This is a genomic window from Erythrobacter litoralis (genome assembly GCF_001719165.1).
Taxonomy (GTDB): Bacteria; Pseudomonadota; Alphaproteobacteria; order Sphingomonadales; family Sphingomonadaceae; genus Erythrobacter; species Erythrobacter litoralis.
Window position 1 is genome coordinate 1,852,282 of the sequence record NZ_CP017057.1, and the last position, 22,613, is coordinate 1,874,894.

At 66.1% G+C, this 22,613-nt stretch carries 23 protein-coding genes and 1 tRNA gene; 9 read left to right on the plus strand and 15 right to left on the minus strand.

The annotated features are described in order from the left end of the window. Positions 1 to 15: 15 nt before the first annotated feature. The 4 genes from Ga0102493_RS08835 to ahcY all read right to left on the minus strand — a co-directional run bounded on the left by Ga0102493_RS08835 (position 16) and on the right by ahcY (position 5,378). On the minus strand, positions 16 to 1,002 hold the full coding sequence (locus Ga0102493_RS08835) for an aminoglycoside phosphotransferase family protein (RefSeq protein ID WP_034901117.1): 987 nt from the start codon (positions 1,000 to 1,002) through the stop codon (positions 16 to 18). Further along, positions 999 to 1,469, minus strand: coding sequence for a tRNA (adenosine(37)-N6)-threonylcarbamoyltransferase complex ATPase subunit type 1 TsaE (gene tsaE / locus Ga0102493_RS08840; protein WP_034901115.1), 471 nt, complete (start codon positions 1,467 to 1,469; stop codon positions 999 to 1,001). Before tsaE ends, Ga0102493_RS08835 begins: the two co-directional genes overlap by 4 nt. Next, the gene (locus Ga0102493_RS08845; protein WP_034901112.1) at positions 1,466 to 3,835 is read right to left on the minus strand and encodes a PAS domain-containing sensor histidine kinase; all 2,370 of its coding nucleotides are present in this window, start codon (positions 3,833 to 3,835) and stop codon (positions 1,466 to 1,468) included. Before Ga0102493_RS08845 ends, tsaE begins: the two co-directional genes overlap by 4 nt. 118 nt (positions 3,836 to 3,953) lie before the next feature. Next, complete coding sequence (gene ahcY / locus Ga0102493_RS08850) at positions 3,954 to 5,378, minus strand: adenosylhomocysteinase (RefSeq protein ID WP_034901110.1); 1,425 nt, start codon at positions 5,376 to 5,378, stop codon at positions 3,954 to 3,956. A 246-nt stretch (positions 5,379 to 5,624) separates the two neighbouring features. Here ahcY and Ga0102493_RS08855 point away from each other — a divergent pair, with 246 nt between their 5' ends. Next, positions 5,625 to 6,104 (plus strand): peroxiredoxin, encoded by a 480-nt coding sequence (locus Ga0102493_RS08855; protein ID WP_034901107.1) that lies wholly within the window; start codon positions 5,625 to 5,627, stop codon positions 6,102 to 6,104. A gap of 61 nt (positions 6,105 to 6,165) precedes the next feature. On the opposite strand, the gene Ga0102493_RS08860 is transcribed toward Ga0102493_RS08855, so the two are convergent. Together Ga0102493_RS08860 and Ga0102493_RS08865 are read right to left on the minus strand one after the other, a co-directional pair. Next, positions 6,166 to 6,861, minus strand: a complete 696-nt coding sequence (locus Ga0102493_RS08860) for a cytochrome b/b6 domain-containing protein (RefSeq protein ID WP_034901105.1) — start codon at positions 6,859 to 6,861, stop codon at positions 6,166 to 6,168. A 4-nt stretch (positions 6,862 to 6,865) separates the two neighbouring features. Continuing rightward, positions 6,866 to 7,354 (minus strand): c-type cytochrome, encoded by a 489-nt coding sequence (locus Ga0102493_RS08865; RefSeq protein WP_081845526.1) that lies wholly within the window; start codon positions 7,352 to 7,354, stop codon positions 6,866 to 6,868. Positions 7,355 to 7,669: 315 nt separating this feature from the next. On the opposite strand from Ga0102493_RS08865, the gene Ga0102493_RS08870 reads away from it, so the two are divergent. Further along, on the plus strand, positions 7,670 to 8,578 hold the full coding sequence (locus tag Ga0102493_RS08870; protein ID WP_034901844.1) for an OmpA family protein: 909 nt from the start codon (positions 7,670 to 7,672) through the stop codon (positions 8,576 to 8,578). An 83-nt stretch (positions 8,579 to 8,661) separates the two neighbouring features. Here the strand turns inward: Ga0102493_RS08870 and folE are convergent, their stop codons facing one another. Further along, positions 8,662 to 9,282: a GTP cyclohydrolase I FolE gene (gene folE, locus Ga0102493_RS08875; RefSeq protein ID WP_034901103.1), complete on the minus strand. Its 621-nt coding sequence runs from the start codon at positions 9,280 to 9,282 to the stop codon at positions 8,662 to 8,664. Between the two features lie 250 nt (positions 9,283 to 9,532). Between folE and Ga0102493_RS08880 the strand changes: the two genes are divergently transcribed. Both Ga0102493_RS08880 and Ga0102493_RS08885 read left to right on the plus strand, forming a co-directional pair. After that, positions 9,533 to 9,928 (plus strand): metallopeptidase family protein, encoded by a 396-nt coding sequence (locus Ga0102493_RS08880; protein ID WP_034901100.1) that lies wholly within the window; start codon positions 9,533 to 9,535, stop codon positions 9,926 to 9,928. Between the two features lie 173 nt (positions 9,929 to 10,101). Further along, positions 10,102 to 10,413 (plus strand): hypothetical protein, encoded by a 312-nt coding sequence (locus Ga0102493_RS08885; RefSeq protein WP_034901098.1) that lies wholly within the window; start codon positions 10,102 to 10,104, stop codon positions 10,411 to 10,413. A 124-nt stretch (positions 10,414 to 10,537) separates the two neighbouring features. Here the strand turns inward: Ga0102493_RS08885 and Ga0102493_RS08890 are convergent. Together Ga0102493_RS08890 and Ga0102493_RS08895 are read right to left on the minus strand one after the other, a co-directional pair. Next, positions 10,538 to 10,614 (minus strand) — tRNA-Arg (locus tag Ga0102493_RS08890). Positions 10,615 to 10,676: 62 nt separating this feature from the next. Beyond that, positions 10,677 to 11,042: an NUDIX domain-containing protein gene (locus Ga0102493_RS08895; protein WP_051697700.1), complete on the minus strand. Its 366-nt coding sequence runs from the start codon at positions 11,040 to 11,042 to the stop codon at positions 10,677 to 10,679. A gap of 160 nt (positions 11,043 to 11,202) precedes the next feature. Here Ga0102493_RS08895 and Ga0102493_RS08900 point away from each other — a divergent pair, with 160 nt between their 5' ends. Both Ga0102493_RS08900 and Ga0102493_RS08905 read left to right on the plus strand, forming a co-directional pair. Then, entirely contained in the window at positions 11,203 to 11,388 is a 186-nt protein-coding gene (locus Ga0102493_RS08900; protein WP_034901095.1) for a Flp family type IVb pilin, read from the plus strand. Positions 11,389 to 11,502: 114 nt separating this feature from the next. Next, positions 11,503 to 11,676 (plus strand): Flp family type IVb pilin, encoded by a 174-nt coding sequence (locus Ga0102493_RS08905; RefSeq protein ID WP_034901094.1) that lies wholly within the window; start codon positions 11,503 to 11,505, stop codon positions 11,674 to 11,676. Between the two features lie 121 nt (positions 11,677 to 11,797). On the opposite strand, the gene Ga0102493_RS08910 is transcribed toward Ga0102493_RS08905, so the two are convergent. The 4 genes from Ga0102493_RS08910 to Ga0102493_RS08925 all read right to left on the minus strand — a co-directional run bounded on the left by Ga0102493_RS08910 (position 11,798) and on the right by Ga0102493_RS08925 (position 17,195). After that, positions 11,798 to 13,282 carry a M48 family metalloprotease gene (locus tag Ga0102493_RS08910; RefSeq protein WP_034901093.1) on the minus strand — a complete coding sequence of 495 codons (1,485 nt, stop codon included), beginning with the start codon at positions 13,280 to 13,282 and terminating at the stop codon, positions 11,798 to 11,800. Positions 13,283 to 13,384: 102 nt separating this feature from the next. Continuing rightward, positions 13,385 to 14,335 carry an acetyl-CoA carboxylase carboxyltransferase subunit alpha gene (locus tag Ga0102493_RS08915; RefSeq protein ID WP_034901092.1) on the minus strand — a complete coding sequence of 317 codons (951 nt, stop codon included), beginning with the start codon at positions 14,333 to 14,335 and terminating at the stop codon, positions 13,385 to 13,387. A 42-nt stretch (positions 14,336 to 14,377) separates the two neighbouring features. Further along, positions 14,378 to 15,241 carry a tyrosine recombinase gene (locus tag Ga0102493_RS08920; protein WP_051697593.1) on the minus strand — a complete coding sequence of 288 codons (864 nt, stop codon included), beginning with the start codon at positions 15,239 to 15,241 and terminating at the stop codon, positions 14,378 to 14,380. A gap of 40 nt (positions 15,242 to 15,281) precedes the next feature. Further along, positions 15,282 to 17,195, minus strand: coding sequence for a hypothetical protein (locus Ga0102493_RS08925; RefSeq protein ID WP_051697592.1), 1,914 nt, complete (start codon positions 17,193 to 17,195; stop codon positions 15,282 to 15,284). A 274-nt stretch (positions 17,196 to 17,469) separates the two neighbouring features. On the opposite strand from Ga0102493_RS08925, the gene Ga0102493_RS08930 reads away from it, so the two are divergent. The 3 genes from Ga0102493_RS08930 to Ga0102493_RS08940 are packed head-to-tail and all read left to right on the plus strand — an operon-like array spanning position 17,470 to position 19,956. Beyond that, positions 17,470 to 18,039 carry a shikimate kinase gene (locus tag Ga0102493_RS08930; protein WP_034901088.1) on the plus strand — a complete coding sequence of 190 codons (570 nt, stop codon included), beginning with the start codon at positions 17,470 to 17,472 and terminating at the stop codon, positions 18,037 to 18,039. Next, a complete protein-coding gene (gene aroB / locus Ga0102493_RS08935; protein ID WP_034901086.1) occupies positions 18,036 to 19,172 on the plus strand; it encodes a 3-dehydroquinate synthase in 1,137 nt (378 codons plus the stop codon). Before Ga0102493_RS08930 ends, aroB begins: the two co-directional genes overlap by 4 nt. Position 19,173: 1 nt before the next feature. After that, positions 19,174 to 19,956, plus strand: a complete 783-nt coding sequence (locus Ga0102493_RS08940) for a cyclase family protein (RefSeq protein ID WP_051697591.1) — start codon at positions 19,174 to 19,176, stop codon at positions 19,954 to 19,956. 34 nt (positions 19,957 to 19,990) lie between these two features. Here the strand turns inward: Ga0102493_RS08940 and Ga0102493_RS08945 are convergent, their stop codons facing one another. Together Ga0102493_RS08945 and Ga0102493_RS08950 are read right to left on the minus strand one after the other, a co-directional pair. Continuing rightward, complete coding sequence (locus tag Ga0102493_RS08945) at positions 19,991 to 20,275, minus strand: hypothetical protein (protein WP_034901085.1); 285 nt, start codon at positions 20,273 to 20,275, stop codon at positions 19,991 to 19,993. A gap of 239 nt (positions 20,276 to 20,514) precedes the next feature. Next, entirely contained in the window at positions 20,515 to 22,575 is a 2,061-nt protein-coding gene (locus Ga0102493_RS08950) for an acetyl-CoA carboxylase biotin carboxylase subunit (RefSeq protein WP_034901083.1), read from the minus strand. Positions 22,576 to 22,613 lie beyond the last annotated feature (38 nt).

Genomic DNA, 22,613 nt, shown 5'->3' on the forward strand with positions numbered 1-22,613 from the left:
GGCCTCCCGAAAGGCTCAAGCGATCTCTCCCCCATGCGCGCGGCGTAGCGGCTCGGGTACATTGGCATCGAACCAGCTCGCAACCGGGGCGAGCGCCGGATGGGCGAGATCGCGCTCCATCGCTTCCCAGACGCGCGGGATCATGGAGAGGTAGCGCGGCTTGCCATCGCGCTTGTGAAGCCGGGTGAAGATGCCGACGATCTTGGCATTGCGCTGCGCCCCGAGACGGGCGTAATCGGCGCGGAAATCGTCGCCGGCCCCGGTGGCCTCGGCGTAACGGTCGAGCATTGCGGCCTCGAGCGCGGTCGGGACTTCGCGGCGCGCATCCTGCAGCAGCGACACGAGATCGTAGGCCGGGTGGCCGACAAGGGCGTCCTGGAAATCGATCAGCCCCTGCGGTGCACGCTCCGCCGGATGGCCGAGCAGCATGATGTTCTCCGCGTGGTAATCGCGCAGCACCGTCACGCCAGGCTCCTGCCGCTCAAGCAACGGTGCGAGCGCCTCGCGCCAGGCAGCGTCGTGCCCGGCAAAGTCCACATCGAGACCGACGGCCGGCGCATACCATTCGGTGAAAAGCCGCACCTCACGCAGATAGGCTTCCATGTCATAGGGCGCAAAAGGACCCGGCGGCAGGCGATGGAGTTCCACCAGCGCATCGACCGCACTCTCATAGGCCGCACGTTCATCGTCGGGTCGGACGTCGAGCCAGTCACGCATCCGGTCATCGCCGAAATCCTCGAGCAGGACCCAGCCCGCCTGCGCGTCGGCATGGTGGATCGCGGGCGCGCGAAGCCCGTTCGCAGTGAGCCAGCCCGCGACATCGAGGAACGGCACCGGATCCTCGTGCGGGGGCGGCGCGTGCATCAGCATCGCCCCACGATCTCCCGCGCGCAGGCGGAAATAGCGCCGGAATGACGCATCGCCGGGAAGAGGGTCGATCGCCGCATCGCTCCAGCCTGCCTCGCGCAGGAAGTCGTGCAGCCCGTCGGGAAGCGTCGTCATGGCATGCGTCCTAGCCAATCAGGCCCAGCTTTCACAATCGCGATCCGCCCCTCTTCCGCATCTTTCGTGCGCGCGGCGAGCCTTATCTCGATGCAGGCCGGCTCATGTCCGAAGCCGCCGGCGTGATCGGGCCATTCGGCGATCAGCGCGGCGCCGTCGCGATAGTCGTCGAGGCCGATCTCGGCGAGCTCGCAGGGGTCGTCGAGCCGGTAGAAATCGGCGTGCGCGACCGGCACCGACAGCGGCGGTGCGTCATAGGTTTCGACGATGGTGAAGGTCGGCGAAGGCACCTCGCCCTGGTGGCCGAGCGCCGCCAGGATCGCGCGCGCCAGCGTCGTCTTGCCCGCACCGAGCCCCCCCGACAGCGCGACCACGTCGCCCGGCCGCAGCCTTCGCGCGATGCGTTGCCCGAACGCCTCCATCGCGGCAAGGTCGGGCAGGTCGATGCGCTGCTCCTCGGCGCTCATGGCAGGCGGATCGTCGCGGTCGTTCCCGCGCCCTCCCTGCTCTCGATCACGAGCGTGCCGCCATGCGCCTCGACCAATTGCCGGGCGAGCGGCAGACCCAGTCCGCTGCGCTTCTCGATCGCGCCGTCCCCGCCTTTCTTTAGGCCTTCCATGGCGCGGTCCAGATCGGCCTTGCTCATGCCGCTGCCGGTGTCCTTGAGCACGATCGCTGCGGTCCAGTCATCGCCTTCGCCTGGCTTTGGTATCTCGATCAGGATCCGCCCGCCTGCGGGCGTGGCGGCGATGGAATTGTCGAGCAGGTTGCCCACTGCCCGCGCGAGCTGGCGGCGGTCCGCCATAACCTCGCGTCCGCGCCGTCCCTTTAGATCGAGGCTCAGCCCGGCGCCGATGATCGCCTGCTCGCGCTCGCGCACGACTTCCGTCAGGAGCGCCAGCAGGTCGACCTCTTCCTTCGTGATCGGCAACAGACCGGCTTCCGATTGCGACAGGTCGAGCACGTTCTCGACCTGCTCGGTCAGGCGTTCGACCGCGGCGAGGATGGCATCGACATATTCGCCCGCCGTCCCGCTCAGCTCCTCGCCCGCCGCACCGCTCTTCAGCATTTCGGCATAGCCGCCGATCGTCGTCAGAGGAGTGCGGAATTCGTAGCTCATATTGGCGAGGAAGCGGGCCTTGACCGCATCCGCTTCCTCGAGCGCGCTCGCGCGTTCGCGCAGCGCCTGTTCGGCCTTCTGCGAATCGGTGATGTCGAGCACGGTCAGAAGCCCGTTCCCGTCGGGCAGCGGAACCCCGGCAAAGCGCAGCGTGCGTCCGTCCTTCAGCTCGGTTCGTCCACCCTGCCCACGCCGGTCGAGCGTGGCCGCGCGCACCACCGCGCCGATCTGCTTCGCCTCGGAAGGACGCACGAGATTCTCGGCGATCGCATCGAGCAGTTCCTGCGCGCCGGGATGGGTGTCGAGAAATTCGCTCGTCAGGCCCCATGTTCCTGCAAAGCTGCGGTTCCACAGCTGCACCGAACCATCGGGGGCGAAGATCGCCAGCGCCTCGAACAGGCTGTCGAGCGTCGCGGTGCGGGTGCGCAGCAGCGTATCGCGCGTGGCCGACAGGGCGAGCTGTTCGGTGCGGTCCTCGGCGATGAAGACGAGCCCGCCATCGGGCATGGGCTGGCCGACGATGCGAAGATGGGTCCCGCCGGGAAGCGGCCATGCCTCCTCCTGCGCTTCGGACAGGCCGAACCAGGCGACGTGTTCGCGTCGCCATTCGGGAAAGTCGCGCACTTCGGGCGTGCGCCCGCGTTCGCGCGCATCGGCGAGGAAGCGCTCGAAGGCGATCCGTTCCGAAATCGCCTCCGCGCCGAGCCCGAACAACCGTGCAAACGGAAGGTTGGCTGAAACGAGCCGTTCTTCGCCGTCGAACTGCGCGACCCCGACCGAAAGCTGGTCGAGCATCGCGCGCTGGGCCTCGCGATAGGCCCGGAAACCGCGCTCGACCTGCTGCTGTTCCTCGATGTCGATGGCATAGCCCGCGACGCCTTCCTGGCCGAGCGGCAGGTCGCTCACTTTCAGCGAGCGGCGCTCGCCATGGATCGTAGCGGTGACGATGCGTTCGTTCTTTTCCTGCTTTTCGAGCGCGAAGCGGGCGAGGTCGGCCGGGCTGCGTCCGCTGTCGTCCGGCTCGAGCAGTTCGGCCTGGCCGGAGACCACCTGTTCCGCGCCTTGCGCGCCGACCGCCTCGACATAGGCGTGGTTTACGAGCCGCAGCTTCATGTCGCTCGCGCGGAACCACATCGGCATGGGCGCGGCCTCGATCAGGCCGACCAGCGCGGCAAAATCGGCCTCGGCTCGGTTCGCCGCCGCGCGCAGGCGGGCGAGTTCGGCATCGCTCTCGGTGAAATCGAATACCCACACCAGCGCCGCTCCGCCCGGCGATACCTGCGGATCGGCTAGCGCACCCTGAAATGCGAGGCTGCGACCCGATCCCGGGGGGTTCAGCGCAAGCTGGAACGGCGTCGCGCTCTTCTGGGTGATGCGGATCTTCTCCGTCAGCGCATCGAGCTGTCTGGACGCAAGGCCGCGCGTTTCGCCCGCATCGGTGATCGCTGCCAGTTCGCTCAGATAGCCCGGCATCTTTTCGAGACCCAGCCATCGCGCTAGCCGTTCGGGCGCCTCGATCCGCCCATCGACCCGCACCAGGAGCGGCATCGCCGGCGCCACGTCGAGCAGGTGCTGCATCCGCCTGAGCGATTTCTGGAGCGCCGCAGTGCGCTTCGTCTTCGCGCTCGCGCGGAGTACCACGACCGCCGCGCCCACCGTCCATGCGGCGAGCAGCAATCCGATCAGCACCAGGGCAAGCGGAGTGAGTTCCATTGCTGCCAGCTATGCGGGGGCAGCGCACGATGCAACTGGCACGGCACGCAGCAGGCACGAAAAAGCCCCCGGGCATCGCTGCTCGGAGGCTTTTCGTATCGGATTCGCAATAGCGCGATCAGTAGCGGTAGTGGTCCGGCTTGAACGGGCCTTCGGCCGGCACGCCGATATAGTCGGCTTGCTTCTGCGAAAGCTTGGTCAGTTCGACGCCCAGCTTTTCGAGATGCAGCGCGGCGACCTTCTCGTCGAGATGCTTGGGCAGGACGTAGACGTCGTTCTCGTATTCGTCGGACTTCGTGAACAGCTCGATCTGGGCGAGCGTCTGGTTGGTGAAGCTCGCGCTCATCACGAAGCTCGGGTGGCCGGTGGCGCAGCCGAGATTGACGAGGCGGCCCTTGGCGAGGACAAGCAGGCTCTTGCCGTCGGGCTTGGTCACCATGTCGGTGCCTTCCTTGATCTCCTTCCACTCGTAATTGTCGAGCGCGGAAATCTGGATCTCGCTGTCGAAGTGGCCAATATTGCACACGATCGCCATGTGCTTCATCGCCTTCATGTGCTCGCCGGTGATGACGTCTTCATTGCCGGTGGCGGTGACGAAGATGTCGGCCCGCTTGGTCGCCTCTTCCATCGAGACCACTTCGAAACCGTCCATCGCCGCCTGCAGGGCGCAGATCGGGTCAATCTCGGTCACCATCACGCGCGCGCCGCCGTCGCGCAGCGACGCTGCCGAACCCTTGCCGACATCGCCGTAGCCAGCGACGCAGGCGACCTTGCCCGCAAGCATGACATCGGTCGCGCGGCGGATCGCGTCGACCAGCGATTCCTTGCAGCCATAAAGGTTGTCGAACTTCGACTTGGTGACGCTGTCATTCACGTTGATCGCCGGGAAGGGAAGCTTGCCCTGCTTGGCGATCTGGTAGAGCCGCATAACGCCCGTCGTCGTCTCTTCGGAGACGCCCTTCACGGTCTTGACGGTCTTGGTGAGATAGCCCGGCTTCGCCTTGACGAAGGCCTTGAGCGCACGCTGCATCTCGATTTCCTCGGCATTGGCGGGCGACGGCATCTCCTCGCCCGCTTCGAGCCGCGCGCCCCAAAGCGCGAACATGGTGGCATCGCCGCCATCGTCGAGGATCATGTTGGCGGTAAGGTCGGGATCGCCTTCGCTCGCCCAGTCGAAGATCCGGCCGACATAGTCCCAGTAATCGGCCAGGCTCTCGCCCTTGATGGCGAAGACCGGAATGCCGCGATCGGCCATGGCGGCAGCGGCGTGGTCCTGGGTCGAAAAGATGTTGCAGGTCGCCCAGCGCACTTCGGCACCGAGTTCGATCAGGGTCTCGATCAGCACCGCGGTCTGGATCGTCATGTGCAGGCTGCCGGTGATGCGCGCACCCTTGAGCGGCTTGGCGCTGCCATATTCCTCGCGCAGGGCCATGAGGCCGGGCATTTCGGTTTCGGCAATCGCGATCTCGTCGCGGCCATACTGGGCGAGGGCGATATCCTTGATCTTGTATTCGGTGGTCGGCGTTGCGGTGGCGGTGGCCATGAAGCGGTCTCCTTGGGACAGACGTAAGTTGACGAAGTGCATGCACCCCGCTGTCTTGCCTGCGCCCATAGCGACCGACGCGCGCGGGGGCAATATAAAGTTATCTTTATATGTGAAAATGCGCGAATGGGCGATGACGGACCGACCGCCCGCCAACAGCCTTTCGCGCGATTGCGGTGGTTGGCAGCGTTGCCCAAGCCGCTATACCACTCGCGCAATCCATCCATGAGGAAAGGGAGTACTTCCATGACGATTTCGGTAGGCGACAAGGTTCCCGACGTGACGCTGGTCAAGGCGACCGCCGACGGCCCGCAGCAGGTCCAGGCTGGCGAATATTTCGCGGGCAAGAAGGTCGCGCTGTTCTCCGTCCCCGGCGCCTTCACCCCGACCTGTTCGGCCAAGCACCTGCCTGGCTTCGTCGACAAGGCCGGCGACCTCAAGGCCAAGGGCATCGAAGAAATCGTCGGCACCGCGGTCAACGATGCCTTCGTCATGGAAGCCTGGAACAAGTCGGGCGGTTCGGACGACATCACTATGCTCGCCGACGGCAATGCCGATTTCGTCGAGGCGCTGGGCCTCACCATGGACGGTTCGGGCTACGGCATGGGCAAGCGCGGGCAGCGCTTCTCGATGGTCATCAATGACGGCGTCGTCGAACAGCTCAACATCGAGGCTCCGGGCGATTTCAAGGTCTCGAGCGCGGAATACATGCTCGGCCAGCTCTGATCGCGGCTCCAGGAATACGAAAGGGGCGCTTCCCGGCCGGGAAAGCGCACCTTTTCGCATGTCACGTCAGCGGGGGCGCGCCCTGCGCGATCCAGTAGGCGAATCCTCCCGCGAACAGTAAGGCTGCAAGCGCCCTTCCCCACGGCAATGCCCCGATCCCCTCGGCCCCGGCGGGAACGGCGCGCCGACCCGTGACCATCGCACCGACAAGGCGGTCCTTCTTCACCGCCTCGTAAAAGACGATCGCGGCGATATGGAGCACGACGAAGGCAAGGACGACGTAAAAAAACGTCTCGTGCGTCTCTGTGATCGTATCGGCGGTCATCACGCCTACCAGCGGGCGCAGCGGCCCGGTCATCCCGTCGAAGGGATCGCCCGCGAACAGCCCCATCGAAACCTGCGCCAGCATCGCCAGCAGCAGCGCGAGCGTGCTGTATCCGCCGGCCGGATTGTGCCCGACCCACTGCCCCTCGCCGCCCAGCTTTCCGCGAAAATAGGCGAGCACCGTGCCGGGCGCGCGCAGGAAATCCCCGAAACGTGCGGTGCGCGGGCCGACAAAGCCCCACAAGAGACGCAGCGTGAGGATGCCGAGCAGGACGAGGCCGAGCCGCCTGTGCCAGCCCCATTCGGAATTCTCCGCCGTCCACCACATCGCCGGGATCAGCACGACGAAGCTCCAGTGCGACAGGCGCACGACCGGATCCCACACCTTCGCCCGGTGCGTGCCTCCCGCTCCCGCGTCAGCGGGCTCGCTCATCGGATCAGGCTTCGTCGTCGTAGCGGAACTGGTCGTGGCAGTTTTTGCACGACCCGCCCATTTCCTTGACCGCAGCTCCGACAGCGGCCGGATCGCCGCCGCCCGCCGCCTCGACGAGAGCGGCGCTGGTATCGATCAGCTTCTGCGTAGCCGATGCGAATTCCTCCGGCTTCTGCCAGATCGCGGCAAGCGCCTCGGTGTCGTAGCCGGCCTCGCGCGCGGTTTCCTCGACGAAATGCTGCTCGATGTTGCCGGCGCGCTGGTTGATGTCCTCGGCATTCGCCTGGATCACCGAGAAATCGGGACTTTCCTGTTCGAGCTGACCGCGGATTGCCTTGAAGGCATCGCCGATCCCCTCGAAATTGTCGTGCCGCTCTTCGATCACCGGGTTGGTCAGGCCGGCTTCGGCTCCGGGCGCTTCGCCACCGCACCCTGCAAGAGCAACGGCAAAGGCGGCGACGGCGATGCCGCGGAAAGTCACGTCTCGAACCATATGGCAAACTCCCTCAGTGCAATTGCGGATCGAACCCGACACCTTGCTAGGACGGTTTTGAGTCCATCGCAAATCCTCTTGTTAATGCACCGCCTGCATCGTCTTGCCGCAAGTGCGGCCCGCATCGCCCCACGCCGAGGGGCGGGAAGGCAGGGGATTCATCTGCCAGCAAGCTTGCTGCGACCAACGGGGCGAGCCATTGTCGAACGCGGCGCAAGAGGCCGCATGTCTTGAAAGGCGCGAGAAACCCCGCCCCCTTTTCCTTTCGCGGGGAAAGTGGCAGGGGAAAGGCGCGCCGAACGAAGGAGGAAATTCATGAGTGTCATTTCGAAGCGGGCCAGGCTCGCGCTCTTTGCAGGGGCGGCCGCGCTGGTGCCCGCATCGGGTGCATTCGCCCAGGAGGAAATGCCCCAGCGAAACGAAGAGGGCACGCTCGCCACCGTATACGGCTCGCCGCCGAGCGATCTCGAGGGCCTGCCCGAAGGACCGCAGATCGAAGGCGTCATCACTGCCCGCAACGGTTCCGCGATCCAGGTGACGAGCACCAACGGCAGCGAGACGATCATTTCGGTCGGCGCGGGCACGACGATCAAGTCCTCGGGCGGGTTTCTCGGACTCGACAAGGACCGGCTCGGGCCGGACGCGCTGCTGCGCGGCCTGCCGGTCAAGGTCGACACGGTCCAGTGGGGCCAGCGCCTGCTTGCCAGCGACATCGACCTGAAATCGCGCGACCTGCGCACGGCCTCCATGATCGATGCCGGCACGCGCCAGCAATTCGCCGAACAGGGCGCCGCGATCGAGGAGAACGCTGCCGTCGCCGAGGCTTTGCGCGGGCGGGTCGCGAACATCGACCAGTACAACGTCAAGGGCACGACCAACGTCTATTTCGACACCGGCAAGTACAACCTGTCCGGAACCGCCCGCAACGATCTGTGCCAGTTCGCACAGCAGGCGCAGGAAATGGACAACGCCCTGCTGCTCGTCGTCGGCTACACCGATACGACCGGCTCCTATGAGATCAACCAGGAGCTGAGCGAGAAGCGGGCGGGCCGCGTGACCAACTTCCTTCAGCAGCAGTGCAAGTGGGAACCGTGGCGGATGCTGACCCCGACCGGGATGGCGACCGCCGATCCGGCCGCCGACAACAGCACCGAAGAAGGCCGCGCGCAGAACCGCCGCGTTGCGGTCAACATCCTCGTCTCGAAGAGCGTCGACGGGATGTAATCCGACCTTCGGAATCGCAAGAAACGGAACGGGGCGGACCGCCAGTGGCGGCCCGCCCCGATTTCGTTTGGACCTGCGCCCGGTCAGTAGCCCATCAGGCTCATCACTTCCTTGCGGCTGCGCGGGTCTTCGAGGAAGCATCCGAGCATCCGGCTCGTCACCATCTCGACCCCGTGGGTCTTTACCCCGCGCCCTGTCATGCAGCCGTGCTGCGCCTCGATCACCACGGCAACGCCCTGCGGTTCGAGATTGTCCCAGATGCACTGCGCAACCTCTGCAGTGAGGCGTTCCTGGACCTGCAGGCGGCTCGCAAAGCCGTGCAGCACGCGGGCGAGCTTGGAAATGCCCACCACCCGCCTGTCCGGCAGGTAGGCGATATGCGCCTTGCCGGTGATAGGGGCCATATGATGTTCGCAGGCCGACTGAAAAGGAATATCCTTGAGCAGCACGATTTCGTCATAACCGCCCACTTCTTCGAACACGCGGGAAAGGTGGATCGCCGGGTCCTCGCCATAGCCGCGGCAATATTCAAGCCAGGCCCGGCCCACGCGCTTGGGCGTGTCGAGCAGGCCCTCTCGTTCCGGATCGTCGCCAGCCCAGCGGATCAGCGTGCGGATCGCGTCCTGAACGTCTTCGGGCACGTCGGGCTTGTTCAGCGGGTTGTCGGGATCGAAATCGTCGGAGTCGTGATCGAGACAGTTCATGGGTGGACGTCTTTCCAGTGCAAGAAACCAAGGTGATTACGGTTGCCGGCTCGATGCGGATGCAGTTCGGCCGGCTGGCTGGGCCTGTGCGGTAACAGGACGGGCGAGCCCCCGCGAGGGGCCGAGGGAGCCCGGCGGGGCTCGAAAAAATTTCCGGCGCTGCGGCTTAATCCCCATCCCGGGTCCATATATAGGCAGGATAGGACGGAATGCACCGCCCAATATTGACACAGGTTGGTAAGAACACCCTTTGGCCCCGACAGTTCCCTCACCCGCCGAATTCGAGCGCGCCGCGATCAGAACCATCGCGCGCCTGCCGGACGAATTCCGCACGCATCTTGCCGAGGTGGTGCTGCGAATCGAGGAATTCGCCAGCGCCGAACAGCTCGCCTCGGTCGGGATCGCAAGTCGCTGGGAGCTGACCGGGCTCTACGAAGGCGTGCCGCTGCCCGAACAATCGTTGTGGGACGTGCCGCACATGCCGCCCGCGATCAGCCTCTTCCGCCAGCCCCTGCTGCGCGAGATGGAGGAAACCGGCGTCGCGTTCGAGGCGCTGGTGCGCCATGTCGTGATCCACGAGGCCGGCCACCATTTCGGCTTTTCCGACGAGGACATGCACGCGCTAGAGGATGCTGCCGAGGACTGATGGGCCTGCCGACCCGGCAGGCGATTTCCGCCCGCCCAGACGATCCCTGCCGCCGCGCGCGATTGTTGCCGCCCCCGCCTGCCCTTGCGATCTCGGCGTGGTTGTACCGGTCCGCCGCGGCTCTTCGCGCATCCGCGAAAAATGCCCCCTGCCCTTCGGAGGCCGAGCGAGCCTTGTCGAATGGAGAACTGCTCGAGATCGGACTGTCAGAACCCCAAATCGCCGAATGGTCCGCGCGGCTGCGCGACATCGTGCGCGAAATCCTCGCTGCCGAAGGTCACGCCCCCGCGGACTGCCCGTTCGTGGGCAACGCGATGAGCGACCACGCCTGCGCTAGCGAATGCGGGCTGGCTTTCCTTGGCCGGGCCGGGGCCGGAGCCGGGGCGAATCCCTTTCCCGAAGGAACGCGGGTGGTGGCAAATCTGCTGGAATTCTTCCGCGAAGCGCCCGCCGGCACCCCGCCTGCCGCGTCGAGAGCTGCCTGAAGCAAGGTTCGCCCCGCTCGCTCGTCGTCTCCGGCGGCTGCGTCACCTTCGGCCCGAACAAGGCCGGTATCTTCCCGGGCAGAACCAACACAGCCCGCCCCTCTTGGCGAGGAGCGGGCTGTGTTGGCGCACCCGAAAGGATTCGAACCTCTGACCCCCAGATTCGTAGTCTGGTGCTCTATCCAGCTGAGCTACGGGTGCGCGCTAGGGGGCGGCACATAGGGGTCCCGGCGCGGCTTGGCAATCCCCTCGCGACGATAATATCATGGCAAAGTCGCCGCGGCCCGGTCGACAAAAAGGCGGCCCGCGAGCTCGGAATCGAGCGGCGGCTTGGCCAGGCGGGCGATTCCCTCGGGGTCGAACCAGTCGATTCTGCCCCCTTCGAGCGCACGCGGTTCGCCTTTCCACACGCGAACGATGTAAAGTAAAATGACAATCGGCACGCCCCCCGTGACCTCGCTCTCTTCGGCGAAAGCGGCCGGTCCGAGATCGGCGGCCCGCAGCGTGATCCCCAGCTCCTCGCGCAATTCCCTTACGAGAGATTCCGCAGGTTTTTCATAATCTTCAACCTTGCCTCCGGGAAATTCCCAGAGCCCGCCATGATCCTTGTGCAAGGGTCTTTGGTGCATCAGCCAAAGGCCATCGGAGCGCTGCAGGGCCCCCGCGCTCACGGCAAGGAATCCGCGCGCATTGTCGGAATTTTTTTCAGCCACAGCCGCGCCAATAACCTTTTCTTAAAACTCTGGGCAGATTTTTGATGGTGTCAGGAAGACAACGATAGGTGTCCCCATGATTTTGGCGAAATTCCTTAAGCACATCGGGAACGACAAGTCAGGTGCCACCGCCGTTGAATATGGCCTGATCGTCAGCTTGATCGTGATTGCTGCAGTGGGTTCGTTTCAGGCCGTGGCCGATGAGAACGACAACATGTGGCAGCGCGTTCAGGATGCATCGAATGAGGCGGTGGGTAATTAGACTGTTCGAAAGATACCGGATTAGGAATTTTTCAACATCTGCGCACTAACTCACGAATAGTCCATTCGTTCTGAATGGGCACGGGTACCGAAGACCGAAACCAGGAGACTTGACATGACCTTCTTCAACAAGCTGGCTCGCGACGAGCAGGGCGCCACCGCCATCGAATACGGCCTTATCGCCGCCCTGATCGCGGTCGCCGCGATCGCCGCGATGAGCACGCTGGGCAACAACCTGACCGCCACGTTCGAAGCTGTTTCGACCGAAATGGCACAGCCGTCGACGTAATCTTTCGACGAAAAGTCACAAGACTAGGGAAGCGGCGGGGTCCATCCCCGCCGCTTTTCTTTTGCGTATCTGACAGCAGCAAGGCCGATACAGGCCAGACTGAAAACCGCCAGTCTTGCCCTCAGCGCGCGCGCACCACGAGCTTGACCTTCTGCCCCGGCGTCAGACGGTCGCCGGACCCGAGCGAATTGAGCACGCGAAAGCGTTCTTCCTGGGCCGTGGGATAGGCCATCCGCCGCGCAAGACCAGCGATCGTGTCGCCGCGCCCCACCGTCACCACCTGCAGCCGCTTGGGCACGACATTCGCAGCTTCCTGCGACGTGATCCGGCGCATCGACTGGAACATCGGTGCAAAGACATTGGCCCGGCCGGCAGGCGTCACGGCGGCAAAGTGATAGGCCCTGTCGGGAGCGAATTCATAGGCATAGACGACCACGTCGATGGCGCCGTTCTGCGCATTGACCCGCGCCGTGCCGACGCCTGCGCGCAGCCCGTTGACGCTCGTGAGGCGCACTTCCTGCGGCGCAAGACGCTGGTTCTCACCGCCGACGCCTGCAAAGACGCCGCGCACATAGCGGTCGAGATCGCCGGTATAGGGCCCGAGGCTCATCTGCGCCTGCCCGACCTGTCCGTTGATGCTGACCGCCCGCGTTCCGTTCACCATGTAATAGCCCTGCGGCACGGTGAAGGTCAGCCGCAGGTCCGGATGGATGAAGCGCAGCCCCTCGATGATACCCTGTTCGGGATCATCGCCGTAAAGCAGCCCGTCGATCCGCGAGAGAAACGTGTCGCCATTGGTGACACCGGGCGCGAGCGGGCTCGCCTTGGCGAGCGCTTCGCGCACCCGGCTCGCCGGGTTCGGGTGGGTCGAGGCCCATTCGGGGATCGAGGCATTGCGCCCCTGCACCCTCGCCTCGAGATTGTTCTGCTCGGCAAGGCTCGCCAGCACCGTCCCCATGGCGCGCGGATCGTACCCGGCGCGGGTTAGGTAAAGGATGCCAAGATTGTCCGCCTCGGTCTCCTGGCTGCGCGAATAGCTCAGGGTCAGGAGCTGCGAGCCCTGCAGGAAAGTGCGCGAGAGCGTGTCGCCGAGACCGCTATTGCCAAGCAGGATCGAACTGCCGATCGCGCCGAGAATGCCGAGAATCGAGTTCCTCTGCGCGGCCTGCTGGCGGCGCTGCGAATGGCGCGCGGCGACGTGCCCGACTTCGTGGCCGAGCACGGCGGCAAGCTCCGCCTCGTTGTCCATCAGCGTCACCAGCTGTCGGGTCGTGTAGACATAGCCGCCCGGGATCGCGAAGGCGTTGTGCGCGGGGCTGTTGAGAAGGCTCACCGTGAAACTCTCGCGCGCATTGCCGAGGCCGGAATGGACCGCAATCCCCTTGCCCACCTGTTCGACATAGGCGGCCTGCGGCCCGCTCATCGCACCGCCGAATTGCTCGAGGAATTGCGGATGATATTCCGCACCCTGCTTCGCTTCGGCCTGGGTGATCGGAGCGGAGGACGAGGGGATCGGCGCGCCGCCGACGCAACCCGTCAGCGCGAGGGCGGCCGCCGATACGGCGGCAAGCGGGGCGGTTTTCCTCGATCCGAATATATTGGGCATTCCGGTCTCCTCTCCGGTCGGGCTGTTATGGTCTGCTTAACCAATACATCGCGCCGCCGGAAGTTTCGAGAAGCACGTCTTGCCAGTGCTCTCCGGACCGTATCAGCCGCCGAGCTGTAGAAAGCGGTCCTCGCGCCGGGCGATCAGCGCATCGATCGACAGGCCGGAAAGCCCATCCAGTTCCTCGCCGATTGCCTTGCCCAGAGCGCTCGCCGCTGCCGCCGGTCCGCGATGTGCGCCGCCGGCAGGCTCCTTGACGATGCGGTCGATCACCTTGAGCCGCTTGAGATGCTGCGCGGTCACCTTCATAGCCTCAGCCGCGTCGGGCGCCTTTTCGGCAGTGCGCCACAGGATCGAGGCGCAGCCTTCGGGCGAGATCACCGAATAGACCGCGTGTTCCAGCATCAGCACCCGCTCCGCGCTGGCAAGCGCCACCGCGCCGCCCGATCCGCCCTCGCCCACGATCGCGGCGACCATGGGGACGCGCAGCGCCAGGCAGGCTTCGGTCGAACGTGCGATCGCTTCGGCCTGGCCGCGCTCCTCCGCCTCGATCCCGGGAAACGCACCCGACGTGTCGACCAGCGTCACGACCGGCAGGCCGAATCGCCCAGCCAGTTCCATCAGGCGGATCGCCTTGCGATAGCCCTCGGGCTTGCCCATGCCGAAATTGTGCTTGATCCGGCTTTGCGTGTCGTTGCCCTTTTCGTGGCCGATCAGCATGATCCGCCGCCCGTCGAGCCGGGCAAAGCCGCCCATGATCGCCTGGTCGTCGCCATAGAGCCGGTCGCCGCCCAGCGGTACGAATTCCTCGAAGGCGTGCGCCACGTAATCGCGGAAATGCGGGCGCTGTGGATGACGCGCGACCTGCGTCTTCTGCCACGGGGTAAGCGAGGCATAGGTGCTGGCAAGAAGGTCCGCGCTCTTGGCTTCGAGCCTAGCAATTTCCTCGGCGACATCGACATCGTGTTCGGCATCGACCGTGCGCAGCGCGGCGATGCGTTCGTCGATGGTCTGCACCGGCTTTTCGAACTCGAGATAGGAAACCTTGGACATATGCTGCAAGGCGCTATCGGGATGTTGCGCGGGGGGCAAGCCTCATGAGCCGGTGCCTCCCCGCCCGCGCCCGAGCGGGTGACGCATATTCACCAGTTCGACGAGCCGGGCGGCATCGACATGGGTGTAGATCTGCGTGGTCGCGATATCGGCATGGCCCAGCAGGGTCTGCAGCACGCGCAGGTCCGCCCCGCCTTCGAGCAGGTGGGTGGCAAAGGCATGGCGCAGGACATGCGGGGAAACGCCCGCGGGATCGAGCCCGGCGCGCACGGCAAGGCCTTTCAGAAGCTGGAACAGGCGCACCCGCGTAAGGTGGCCCGAACGCCCGCGCGAGGGAAAGAGAAAGCGCGAAGTGCCGTCCCCACACACCGCCCGCCATCGCGCAAGCGCCTCGGCGGCGCGCTCGCTCACCGGGACCATGCGCGCCTGCCCGCCCTTGCCCGTGACCGTGATGAGCGGCGCATCGCGCGGCACCGCGTTCGCCGGCAGGCTAACCAGCTCGCTCGCGCGCAGGCCCGATCCATAGAGCAGTTCGATGAGCGCGAGCAGACGCACCGCCTCGGCCTTGCCGCTTTCGGCCTCGCACTCCGCGGTTTCGAACAACGCCTCGACCGCATCATGCCCCAGCACCCTGGGCAGCGGGCGGCGCGTGCGCGGGGCGGGAAGCGCGCCCGACGGATCGTCGCTGCGCCAGCCTTCGTCCAATGCGAACCCGAAGAATTGCCGCAGCGCCGATGCCTTGCGGGCAACCGTCGATGGCGCGAGCGCGCTCCATTCGCTGGAAAGCCGCGCGACCTTCGCGCGCGGTGCGCTGGCGAGGTCGCCGATCGCTTCTTCGGCCCCGGCAAGGTCGCGGGCATAGGCGGCAAGCGTGTTCGCCGCCGCGCCGCGCTCGCTCGCCAGCATGTCGAGAAAGGCCTCGGTAGCGGCGGACAAGGCCCCGCCCCTATCCCCGCGCGACCGCTTCCGCCGCGATCATCCGCGCTTCGGCTTCAAGCCCGACCCGGTTGAGGCTGGCGACGATGTGGTAGAGGTGGAGCGGGGTCATCTGCGACCAGTCGGCGCCCTGCATCCCCAGCCCCGCCAGCATCGCGACGAGCGCCGCGTTATCGAAATCGGCCGCCCGCGCGATCGTGCGGGTCCAGCGGGACTGTCGCGAAAGATCGACGTCGAGCCGCGCGGCGAAGGAATCGCGCTCGCCCTCGTCGATCCGGCCCAGCCCGGCCAGCCCGGCGACGAGGAACGCGGCCTTGCGCGGCGCCGCGCTTTCATATTCGTCGACGAAGGCGTCCACCGCGCTCTCGCTCGCTGCACCGCCATCGGGATCGGCGAGCGCGACGAGCGCCCAGCCCACGCTTCCCTCGGCCACCGCATCGCGCCAAGCCGCCGCATCGCGGTCGAGCCCGGCAGTGAGCATCGAGGCAATGAGATCGCCCGCCGCATCGGCCAGCGCCCCGCTCGCCGGAACGCGGGCGGCGGCATAGGCGGTTGCGACCAGCGCGCCGTAATCGGGCACATCGCCGTCGCCCCACAGCCGCCGCATCGCCGCGATCCGGTCTTCGGGCGCAGGCGCTACATAGGCTTCGCGCAGCGCCCCCGCGCGGGCGGCAGGCTCGCCCCCGATCGCCGTGTCGGCATAGACCTGGCTCAAAAGGTTCACCATCGCATCGGCGGAAAACACCCCTGCGGCCGCCGCCTGGCTCGCATAGCCGAGCCGCTCGGCAGGGGAGAGCTGCGGCGCGGGCGCTCCGGCGAGCGCGTAGAAGGGGCTCGCCTCGGCGAGGAGGCGTTCGGGTACCGGCTCACCCAGCGCGGTCGCAAGGCCGAAGCGCCACGGATTGAGGTCCTCGACCTCGTCCCACTCGATCTCGACCGCGCGCCGCCCGCGTCCCGCTGCGCCCGCATAGCGCCGCGCGAGCAGCACATCGATGCGCGGGGCGATGCCCTGGTTGAGCGCCCGGTCGAGCTGCGAGGCGGCAAGCGCGGCTTCGCCCGCATAGGCATTGCAGATCGCCTGCCACAGCACCCATTGCGCATCCTCGCGCGCCGATCCCTGCAGGCGGATCGCTGGGCAAGCGCCGGTGAAATCGGTCAGCGCGACATAGGCGGCGAGCGCTTCGTTGGTGAGGCTTGCGTCCCAGTTCGTCGTATCGACATCCTGGGCGATCGCGCGCGCTGCCATGTGTTCGCCCATCCGGTTGAGCACGCCTGCGCGCAGGGCCGCGAATTCGACCGGGTCCATGCCTTCGGGCGCGGCAAGACGGCTGGCAAGCGCTCGGCGCATCAGGATATGCCCCCAGCGCGAGACGAGCGGCGTTCTCGTTCCCGCCAGCATCGCGCGCACCAGCGCGGCCGGCTGGCGGGCCATCGAAGCGGTCCGGAACCCGCCTTCGGACGGAGCGATTACGCCCACCTCGGCCAGCGAACGGCGCGCCGCGGGCGGGATGTCGAACTTAGGCTTGAGACCGAGCAGCTCGTCGAGTTCGTCCGGCGACAACTCCTCCAGCTCCGCGAGCGTGGGGAGCCCCGCGAGCTGATCGGGCGACATTGAGGGCACTGGCGGCAATTCGTCGGGCAGGCGCACCGGCTCTGCATCCCCGTCCGGTTCGGCGAGCCTCGGCGCGGTCTGCGGCGCTGCCGGAGGCGCGGGCGCGGGGCGCGGCGCGGCTGTCGAAGGGCCGGTCGGCGCAGGCGCGGGCGAAGGGGACGGCGCGGGATCATCGAAGCCCGGCGGGAGGAGCGATTCGGGCCGGTCCTGCGCCCCCAGGGAGCCTGCCAGCCCGCCGCCCAGCAGCGCGCCGCCAAGCGCTCCGGCAAGGGCGAATGCCGCCGCCCCGGCGGCTCCGCGCGTGATCCTCATCGCGCGGTCTCCCCGCGCGCGGCCGGCACGAGTTCGACCGGTTCGACGATCGGATGGATCGGCTCTTCCCCGCCATCGATCCAGGCAAATGTCAGCAGAGCCACCAGCGCAAGCCCTCCCAGCATAACGGCGCGCACAGCCGGCGGCCTGCCCCCACGGGCAGCGCGCCGCGGCCCGCCTACACGGGCGCCGACGCGGCCTTGCGAAACCTGACGCGAGAGCGAAAAGCGAGACATGTTGCGCGGGCTCTAGCCCATCTATAGGCCATGCGGCAATGTCCGCTGACACCGCCTTCGACGATATGCGCATCGCCCGCCTCGCCGCGCGGATCGACCGTCCGGTCGTGCTGGTCGGGCTAATGGGCGTGGGCAAGTCGACCGTCGGCAGGCGCCTTGCCGCAATGCTGTCGCGCGGCTTCACCGATGCCGATGACGAGATCGAGGAAGCCGCCCGGCGCACCATCCCCGAAATCTTCGAGGAATTCGGCGAGGCCTATTTTCGCGACGGCGAAAGGCGCGTCATCGCGCGACTGATGGATGATCAAGCGGGCGTGATCGCGACCGGCGGCGGAGCCTTCGTCGATCCGGAAACGCGCGCTCTGATCCTCGACCGGGCGATCGCGGTGTGGATCGACTGCGACGTCGACACTCTGGTCGAGCGCACGGCGCGTCGCAACACCCGCCCGCTGCTGCGCGGCGGCGACCCGAAGGCGATCCTGGCCCGCCTCGCCGAGGAGCGCCGCGGCTTCTACTCCGAGGCGCCGATCAGGGTCGAGAGCGTCAACGGCCCGCATGCCGACACCGCCCGGGCGATCATCGAGGCGATCGAGGACCATCTTGCATGACAACGAACCGCCAGACCGTCCCGGTCGAACTCGCCGGGCGCTCCTATGACGTGGTGATCGAGCGGGGCTGCGTGCTCCAAGATTTCACCCGCAATGCCGCGCCCTTCCTTCCGCAGGATACGGGGCGCAAGGCGGCTTTCGTGACCGATGCCAACACGCACCGCCTGTTTGCCGGGCGGATCGAAGACAGCCTCACCGAAGCGGGCCTTGCGGCCGAATGGTTCATCGCGGAACCGGGCGAAGGCGCGAAAAGCTGGGCGGTGCTCGAAAGGCTGACCGACTGGCTGCTGGCGCTCGGCCTCACGCGTTCGGACCATGTCTTCGCGCTTGGCGGCGGTGTCGTGGGCGACCTGACCGGCTTCGCCGCCGCGGTGCTGAAACGCGGCTGCGGCTTCGTCCAGATCCCCACCACCTTGCTGGCGCAGGTCGACTCTTCGGTCGGGGGCAAGACCGCGATCAACACCGCTGCGGGCAAGAACCTGATAGGCGCCTTCCACCAGCCTTCGATCGTTCTCATCGACGCGCTTGTGCTCGACACCCTGCCCGACCGCGAGATGCGCGCAGGCTATGCCGAAGTGCTCAAATACGGCCTGCTCGGCGATGCCGATTTCTTCGCATGGCTCGAGGCGAACGGCACGGCAGTGCTCGCCCGCGAGGCGGAGCCGCTCGCCCATGCCATCGCGACCAGCATCGCCGCCAAGGCCCGGATCGTCGCCGAAGACGAACGCGAGACGAGTGGACGCCGCGCCCTGCTCAATCTCGGCCACACTTTCGGCCATGCGCTGGAGGCGGAAACGGGCTTTTCGGACAGGCTCCTCCACGGCGAAGCGGTCGCGCTCGGCATGGTGCTCGCCGCGCGCTATTCGGCGCGGCGGGGCGAACTGGCGCAGGAGGATGCAGCGCGAACATCGCGGGTCATCGCTTCCGCCGGGCTACCATCGGAAATCGCGGCGCTCGGGATGGATTGCACCGGCGAGACGCTGGTCGATCACATGCGCCACGACAAGAAGATGGAAGGTTCGGGCACGCTCCCCTTCCTCCTGCTGCGCGGCATCGGCGAAGCCCATATGGCGCGCGACGTCGACCTCGCCAATGTCGCGGCGTTCCTCGATGAACAATTGCAGGCGCACTGAGATGACCCGCTTCATCGACCTGTCGATTCCGATCACCAACGATGTGGTCTCCGACCCCGAAGTCATGCGCCCGCGCGTGACCTACATGACGCATGAGAGCACGTGGGAGCAGATCGCGATGTTCTTCCCGGGCCTTCGCAAGGAAGACCTCCCGGACGGTGAAGGCTGGGCGGTCGAGCAGGTGAAACTTTCGACTCACAACGGCACCCACATGGACGCGCCGTGGCATTACCATTCGACCACCGGCGTCGGCGATTCCGGGGGTGCGCGCCCTGCCCCCAGCATCGACGAGGCCCCGCTCGACCGCTTCTTTCGCCCCGGAGTGAAACTCGATTTCTCTGCGCTTCCCCACGGTCATGTCGTCAGCGCCGCCGAGGTCGAGGCAGAGCTTTCGCGGGTCGGGCATGAGCTCAGGCCTCTTGACATCGTGCTGGTGCAGTCAGGCGCCGTCTACGGGACCGAAAATTTCACCGATCAGGGCGTCGGGCTGGGCGCCGAGGCGACGCTTTGGCTGACCGAAAGGGGCGTCGAGGTGGTCGGGACCGATGCGTGGAGCTGGGACGCGCCCTTCAGTCACACGGCCCGGCGCTGGGCCGACACGCGCGACCCCTCGATCATCTGGGAAGGCCACAAGGCCGGGCGCATCCGGCCCTATTACCAGATCGAGAAGCTGACCAATCTGGAAACGCTCCCCGCGAGCGGCTTCACCCTGTCCTGCTTTCCGGTCAAGATCGAGCGGGCAAGCGCGGGATGGATCCGGGCTGTCGCGCTGGTCGGGGACTGATACCGCCTGGGGTTGATCCTGCCCGGCGCGTCGTTCAGCCGACCGGCCGCGCGGGGGTCTTGGCGAGCTTGTCCGAAATGTCGGTTACCTTGCCGCCCTGTGCGCCGACACCCTCTTCGGCCATCATCGCATCGTGTTCCGCGAAGAGGCGTTCGATATCCGCGCGCCTTTCAATCAGCAGGTGCGCGATACCGGGCGCAAGGCTTTCGCCATCGCCGATCTGACCCAGCAGCGCGGCGATGTCGCTCGCCGTCGCGTCCTTGGCGTTCTTGAAGAAGTGACCCTTGCGGTCGAAATACCCTGTTCCTTTGCGTGCCATGTCCGATCCCCTCGCGAAACACACCCCGATTGGTGCGAATCGCATTGTGGATTGTCCCGTCCAGCGGGCGCGGCGACCATCACATTTACGTGAATTGGCAGGCGGTGAGCGAAGATTGCCGCAGATTTACAAGTGAAACTGTCGATCGTGAGCGCAGGCTTCACGCAAATTTCCGGCTGGAATCACTTTCTTTCATTCGCAAAAGCCCTTGTCCGCAAGGGCAGCGCGGCGACAGGGCCCTATTCGAGCTCGAGGATCACCGCATCGACGGCAAGGCTCTCTCCCTCGCCGGCGTTGATCTTTGCGATCGTCCCTTCCTTCTCGGCGCGCAGGATGTTTTCCATCTTCATCGCCTCGACAGTGGCGAGCGGCTGGCCCGGCTGGACCGCCTCGCCTTCGGCGACATGCAGCTTAACGAGAACGCCGGGCATCGGGCAGATGAGCATCTTGGAAAGGTCCGGCGGTTCCTTTTCGATCATCAGGCTTTCATGGGCGGAAAGCCTCAGCGGCAGGACCAGCGCATGATGCGCCGCGCCGCGGGTCGTCACGACCCAGCGATTGCCCGCGCGTTCGACGATGAGGCCGAACGCGTTGCCGTCTGCATCGGTTGCGGTCGCCTGCGTCATGCCGGGCATCCAGTCGCAGGTCCCTTCGACGCGGTGGCCGTCCACCACCGCATGGCCATCGCCCAGCAACACTTCGAAGCGTTTGTCGCCCAGCTTGACGAGCCATTCGCTGGTGACGCGCTGGACGCCCTCGCGCCCGTCATCGCCGTCGAGCTGGCCCGAAATGCGCCGCGCGCGGCTTTGCAGGGTGAATTCATTGCCCGCGCAGATCGCCGCGAGCCGCCGTTCGAAATCTTCGCTGACCGGCGCGCCTTCGAAACCGTCGGGATATTCCTCCGCGATGAAACCCGTGGTCAGCGCACCCGAACGGAAACGCGGGTGCTGCATGATCGCGCTGAGGAAATCGACATTGTGGCCAAGCCCCTTGATGCGAAAGCGGTCGAGCGCCTCGACCTGGAGGTCCGCTGCCTCGTCACGGGTCGGGGCCCAGGTGATCAGCTTGGCGATCATCGGGTCGTAGAACATCGACACCTCGCCGCCTTCGAACACGCCGTCATCGACCCGGATCGAGCCTGGCCCGTGCGCTACGCCGCGCCGGGCCTTGCCCTGAACCTCGTCCTCCTCGCTCCAGCCGGGGATCGGGGGCGAATAGTGCGTGAGGCGCCCTGTCGAGGGGAGGAAGCCGCGATAGGGGTCCTCGGCATAGACGCGGTTCTCGATCGACCAGCCGTGAATGCCGATGTCGTCCTGGCTCATCGAAAGCTTTTCGCCCGCGGCCACGCGGATCATCTGCTCGACGAGGTCGATGCCGGTGATCGCCTCGGTAACGGGGTGTTCGACCTGCAGGCGGGTGTTCATTTCGAGGAAGTAGAAGCTTTCGCCGGTCGGGTCCGCGCCGCTTACGATCAGTTCGACCGTACCCGCCGAATGATAGCCCACCGCCTGCGCCAGAGCGACGCACTGCTCGCCCATCGCCTTTCGCATCTTGGGCGTCACGAAGGGCGAAGGCGCTTCCTCCACCACCTTCTGGTGGCGGCGCTGGATCGAACATTCGCGCTCGTTCAGGTAAAGCACGTCGCCGTGCTTGTCGCCGAGGATCTGGATCTCGATGTGGCGCGGGTTCTCGATGAACTTCTCGATGAAGACACGGTCATCGCCGAAGGAATTCAGTCCCTCGCGCTTGGTCGCCTCGAAGCCCTCGCGGACGTCCTTTTCGGACCAGGCGAGCCGCATTCCCTTGCCCCCGCCCCCGGCGCTGGCCTTCATCATCACCGGGTATCCGATGTCGTTCGATATCTCGACCGCATGGTCGGTATCGCGGATCTCGCCGACGAAGCCGGGGACGACATTGACACCCGCCTCGCGGGCGAGCTTCTTGCTCTCGATCTTGTCGCCCATCGCAGCGATCGCATTCGCGGGCGGACCGATGAAGGCGATGCCCTCCTTGTCAAGCGCCTCGACGAAGCTCGCGCGCTCGGACAGGAAGCCATAGCCCGGATGCACCGCCTCGGCCCCGGTCTGCTTCGCCGCGGCGATGATCTTTTCCGGGAGGAGATAGCTTTCGGCCGCGGGCGAAGGGCCGATATGGACCGCCTCGTCCGCCATCTTGACGAAGGGCGCGTGGCGGTCGGCATCCGAATAGACCGCGACGGTAGCGATCCCCATCTTGCGCGCCGTGGTGATCACACGGCAGGCGATCTCGCCGCGATTGGCAATCAGGATTTTCGAGAACAAGCGAACCCCTCCGAGCAAATGCGCAATTCGTGGCCAAG

Coding starts and splice junctions, on each gene's coding strand:
- Ga0102493_RS08835 (WP_034901117.1), bottom strand. CDS start 1,002: ATGACGACGCTTCCCGACGGGCTGCACGACTTCCTGCGCGAGGCAGGC.
- tsaE (WP_034901115.1), bottom strand. CDS start 1,469: ATGAGCGCCGAGGAGCAGCGCATCGACCTGCCCGACCTTGCCGCGATG.
- Ga0102493_RS08845 (WP_034901112.1), bottom strand. CDS start 3,835: ATGGAACTCACTCCGCTTGCCCTGGTGCTGATCGGATTGCTGCTCGCC.
- ahcY (WP_034901110.1), bottom strand. CDS start 5,378: ATGGCCACCGCCACCGCAACGCCGACCACCGAATACAAGATCAAGGAT.
- Ga0102493_RS08855 (WP_034901107.1), top strand. CDS start 5,625: ATGACGATTTCGGTAGGCGACAAGGTTCCCGACGTGACGCTGGTCAAG.
- Ga0102493_RS08860 (WP_034901105.1), bottom strand. CDS start 6,861: ATGAGCGAGCCCGCTGACGCGGGAGCGGGAGGCACGCACCGGGCGAAG.
- Ga0102493_RS08865 (WP_081845526.1), bottom strand. CDS start 7,354: ATGGTTCGAGACGTGACTTTCCGCGGCATCGCCGTCGCCGCCTTTGCC.
- Ga0102493_RS08870 (WP_034901844.1), top strand. CDS start 7,670: ATGAGTGTCATTTCGAAGCGGGCCAGGCTCGCGCTCTTTGCAGGGGCG.
- folE (WP_034901103.1), bottom strand. CDS start 9,282: ATGAACTGTCTCGATCACGACTCCGACGATTTCGATCCCGACAACCCG.
- Ga0102493_RS08895 (WP_051697700.1), bottom strand. CDS start 11,042: ATGCACCAAAGACCCTTGCACAAGGATCATGGCGGGCTCTGGGAATTT.
- Ga0102493_RS08900 (WP_034901095.1), top strand. CDS start 11,203: ATGATTTTGGCGAAATTCCTTAAGCACATCGGGAACGACAAGTCAGGT.
- Ga0102493_RS08905 (WP_034901094.1), top strand. CDS start 11,503: ATGACCTTCTTCAACAAGCTGGCTCGCGACGAGCAGGGCGCCACCGCC.
- Ga0102493_RS08910 (WP_034901093.1), bottom strand. CDS start 13,282: ATGCCCAATATATTCGGATCGAGGAAAACCGCCCCGCTTGCCGCCGTA.
- Ga0102493_RS08915 (WP_034901092.1), bottom strand. CDS start 14,335: ATGTCCAAGGTTTCCTATCTCGAGTTCGAAAAGCCGGTGCAGACCATC.
- Ga0102493_RS08920 (WP_051697593.1), bottom strand. CDS start 15,241: ATGCTGGCGAGCGAGCGCGGCGCGGCGGCGAACACGCTTGCCGCCTAT.
- Ga0102493_RS08925 (WP_051697592.1), bottom strand. CDS start 17,195: ATGAGGATCACGCGCGGAGCCGCCGGGGCGGCGGCATTCGCCCTTGCC.
- Ga0102493_RS08930 (WP_034901088.1), top strand. CDS start 17,470: ATGTCCGCTGACACCGCCTTCGACGATATGCGCATCGCCCGCCTCGCC.
- aroB (WP_034901086.1), top strand. CDS start 18,036: ATGACAACGAACCGCCAGACCGTCCCGGTCGAACTCGCCGGGCGCTCC.
- Ga0102493_RS08940 (WP_051697591.1), top strand. CDS start 19,174: ATGACCCGCTTCATCGACCTGTCGATTCCGATCACCAACGATGTGGTC.
- Ga0102493_RS08945 (WP_034901085.1), bottom strand. CDS start 20,275: ATGGCACGCAAAGGAACAGGGTATTTCGACCGCAAGGGTCACTTCTTC.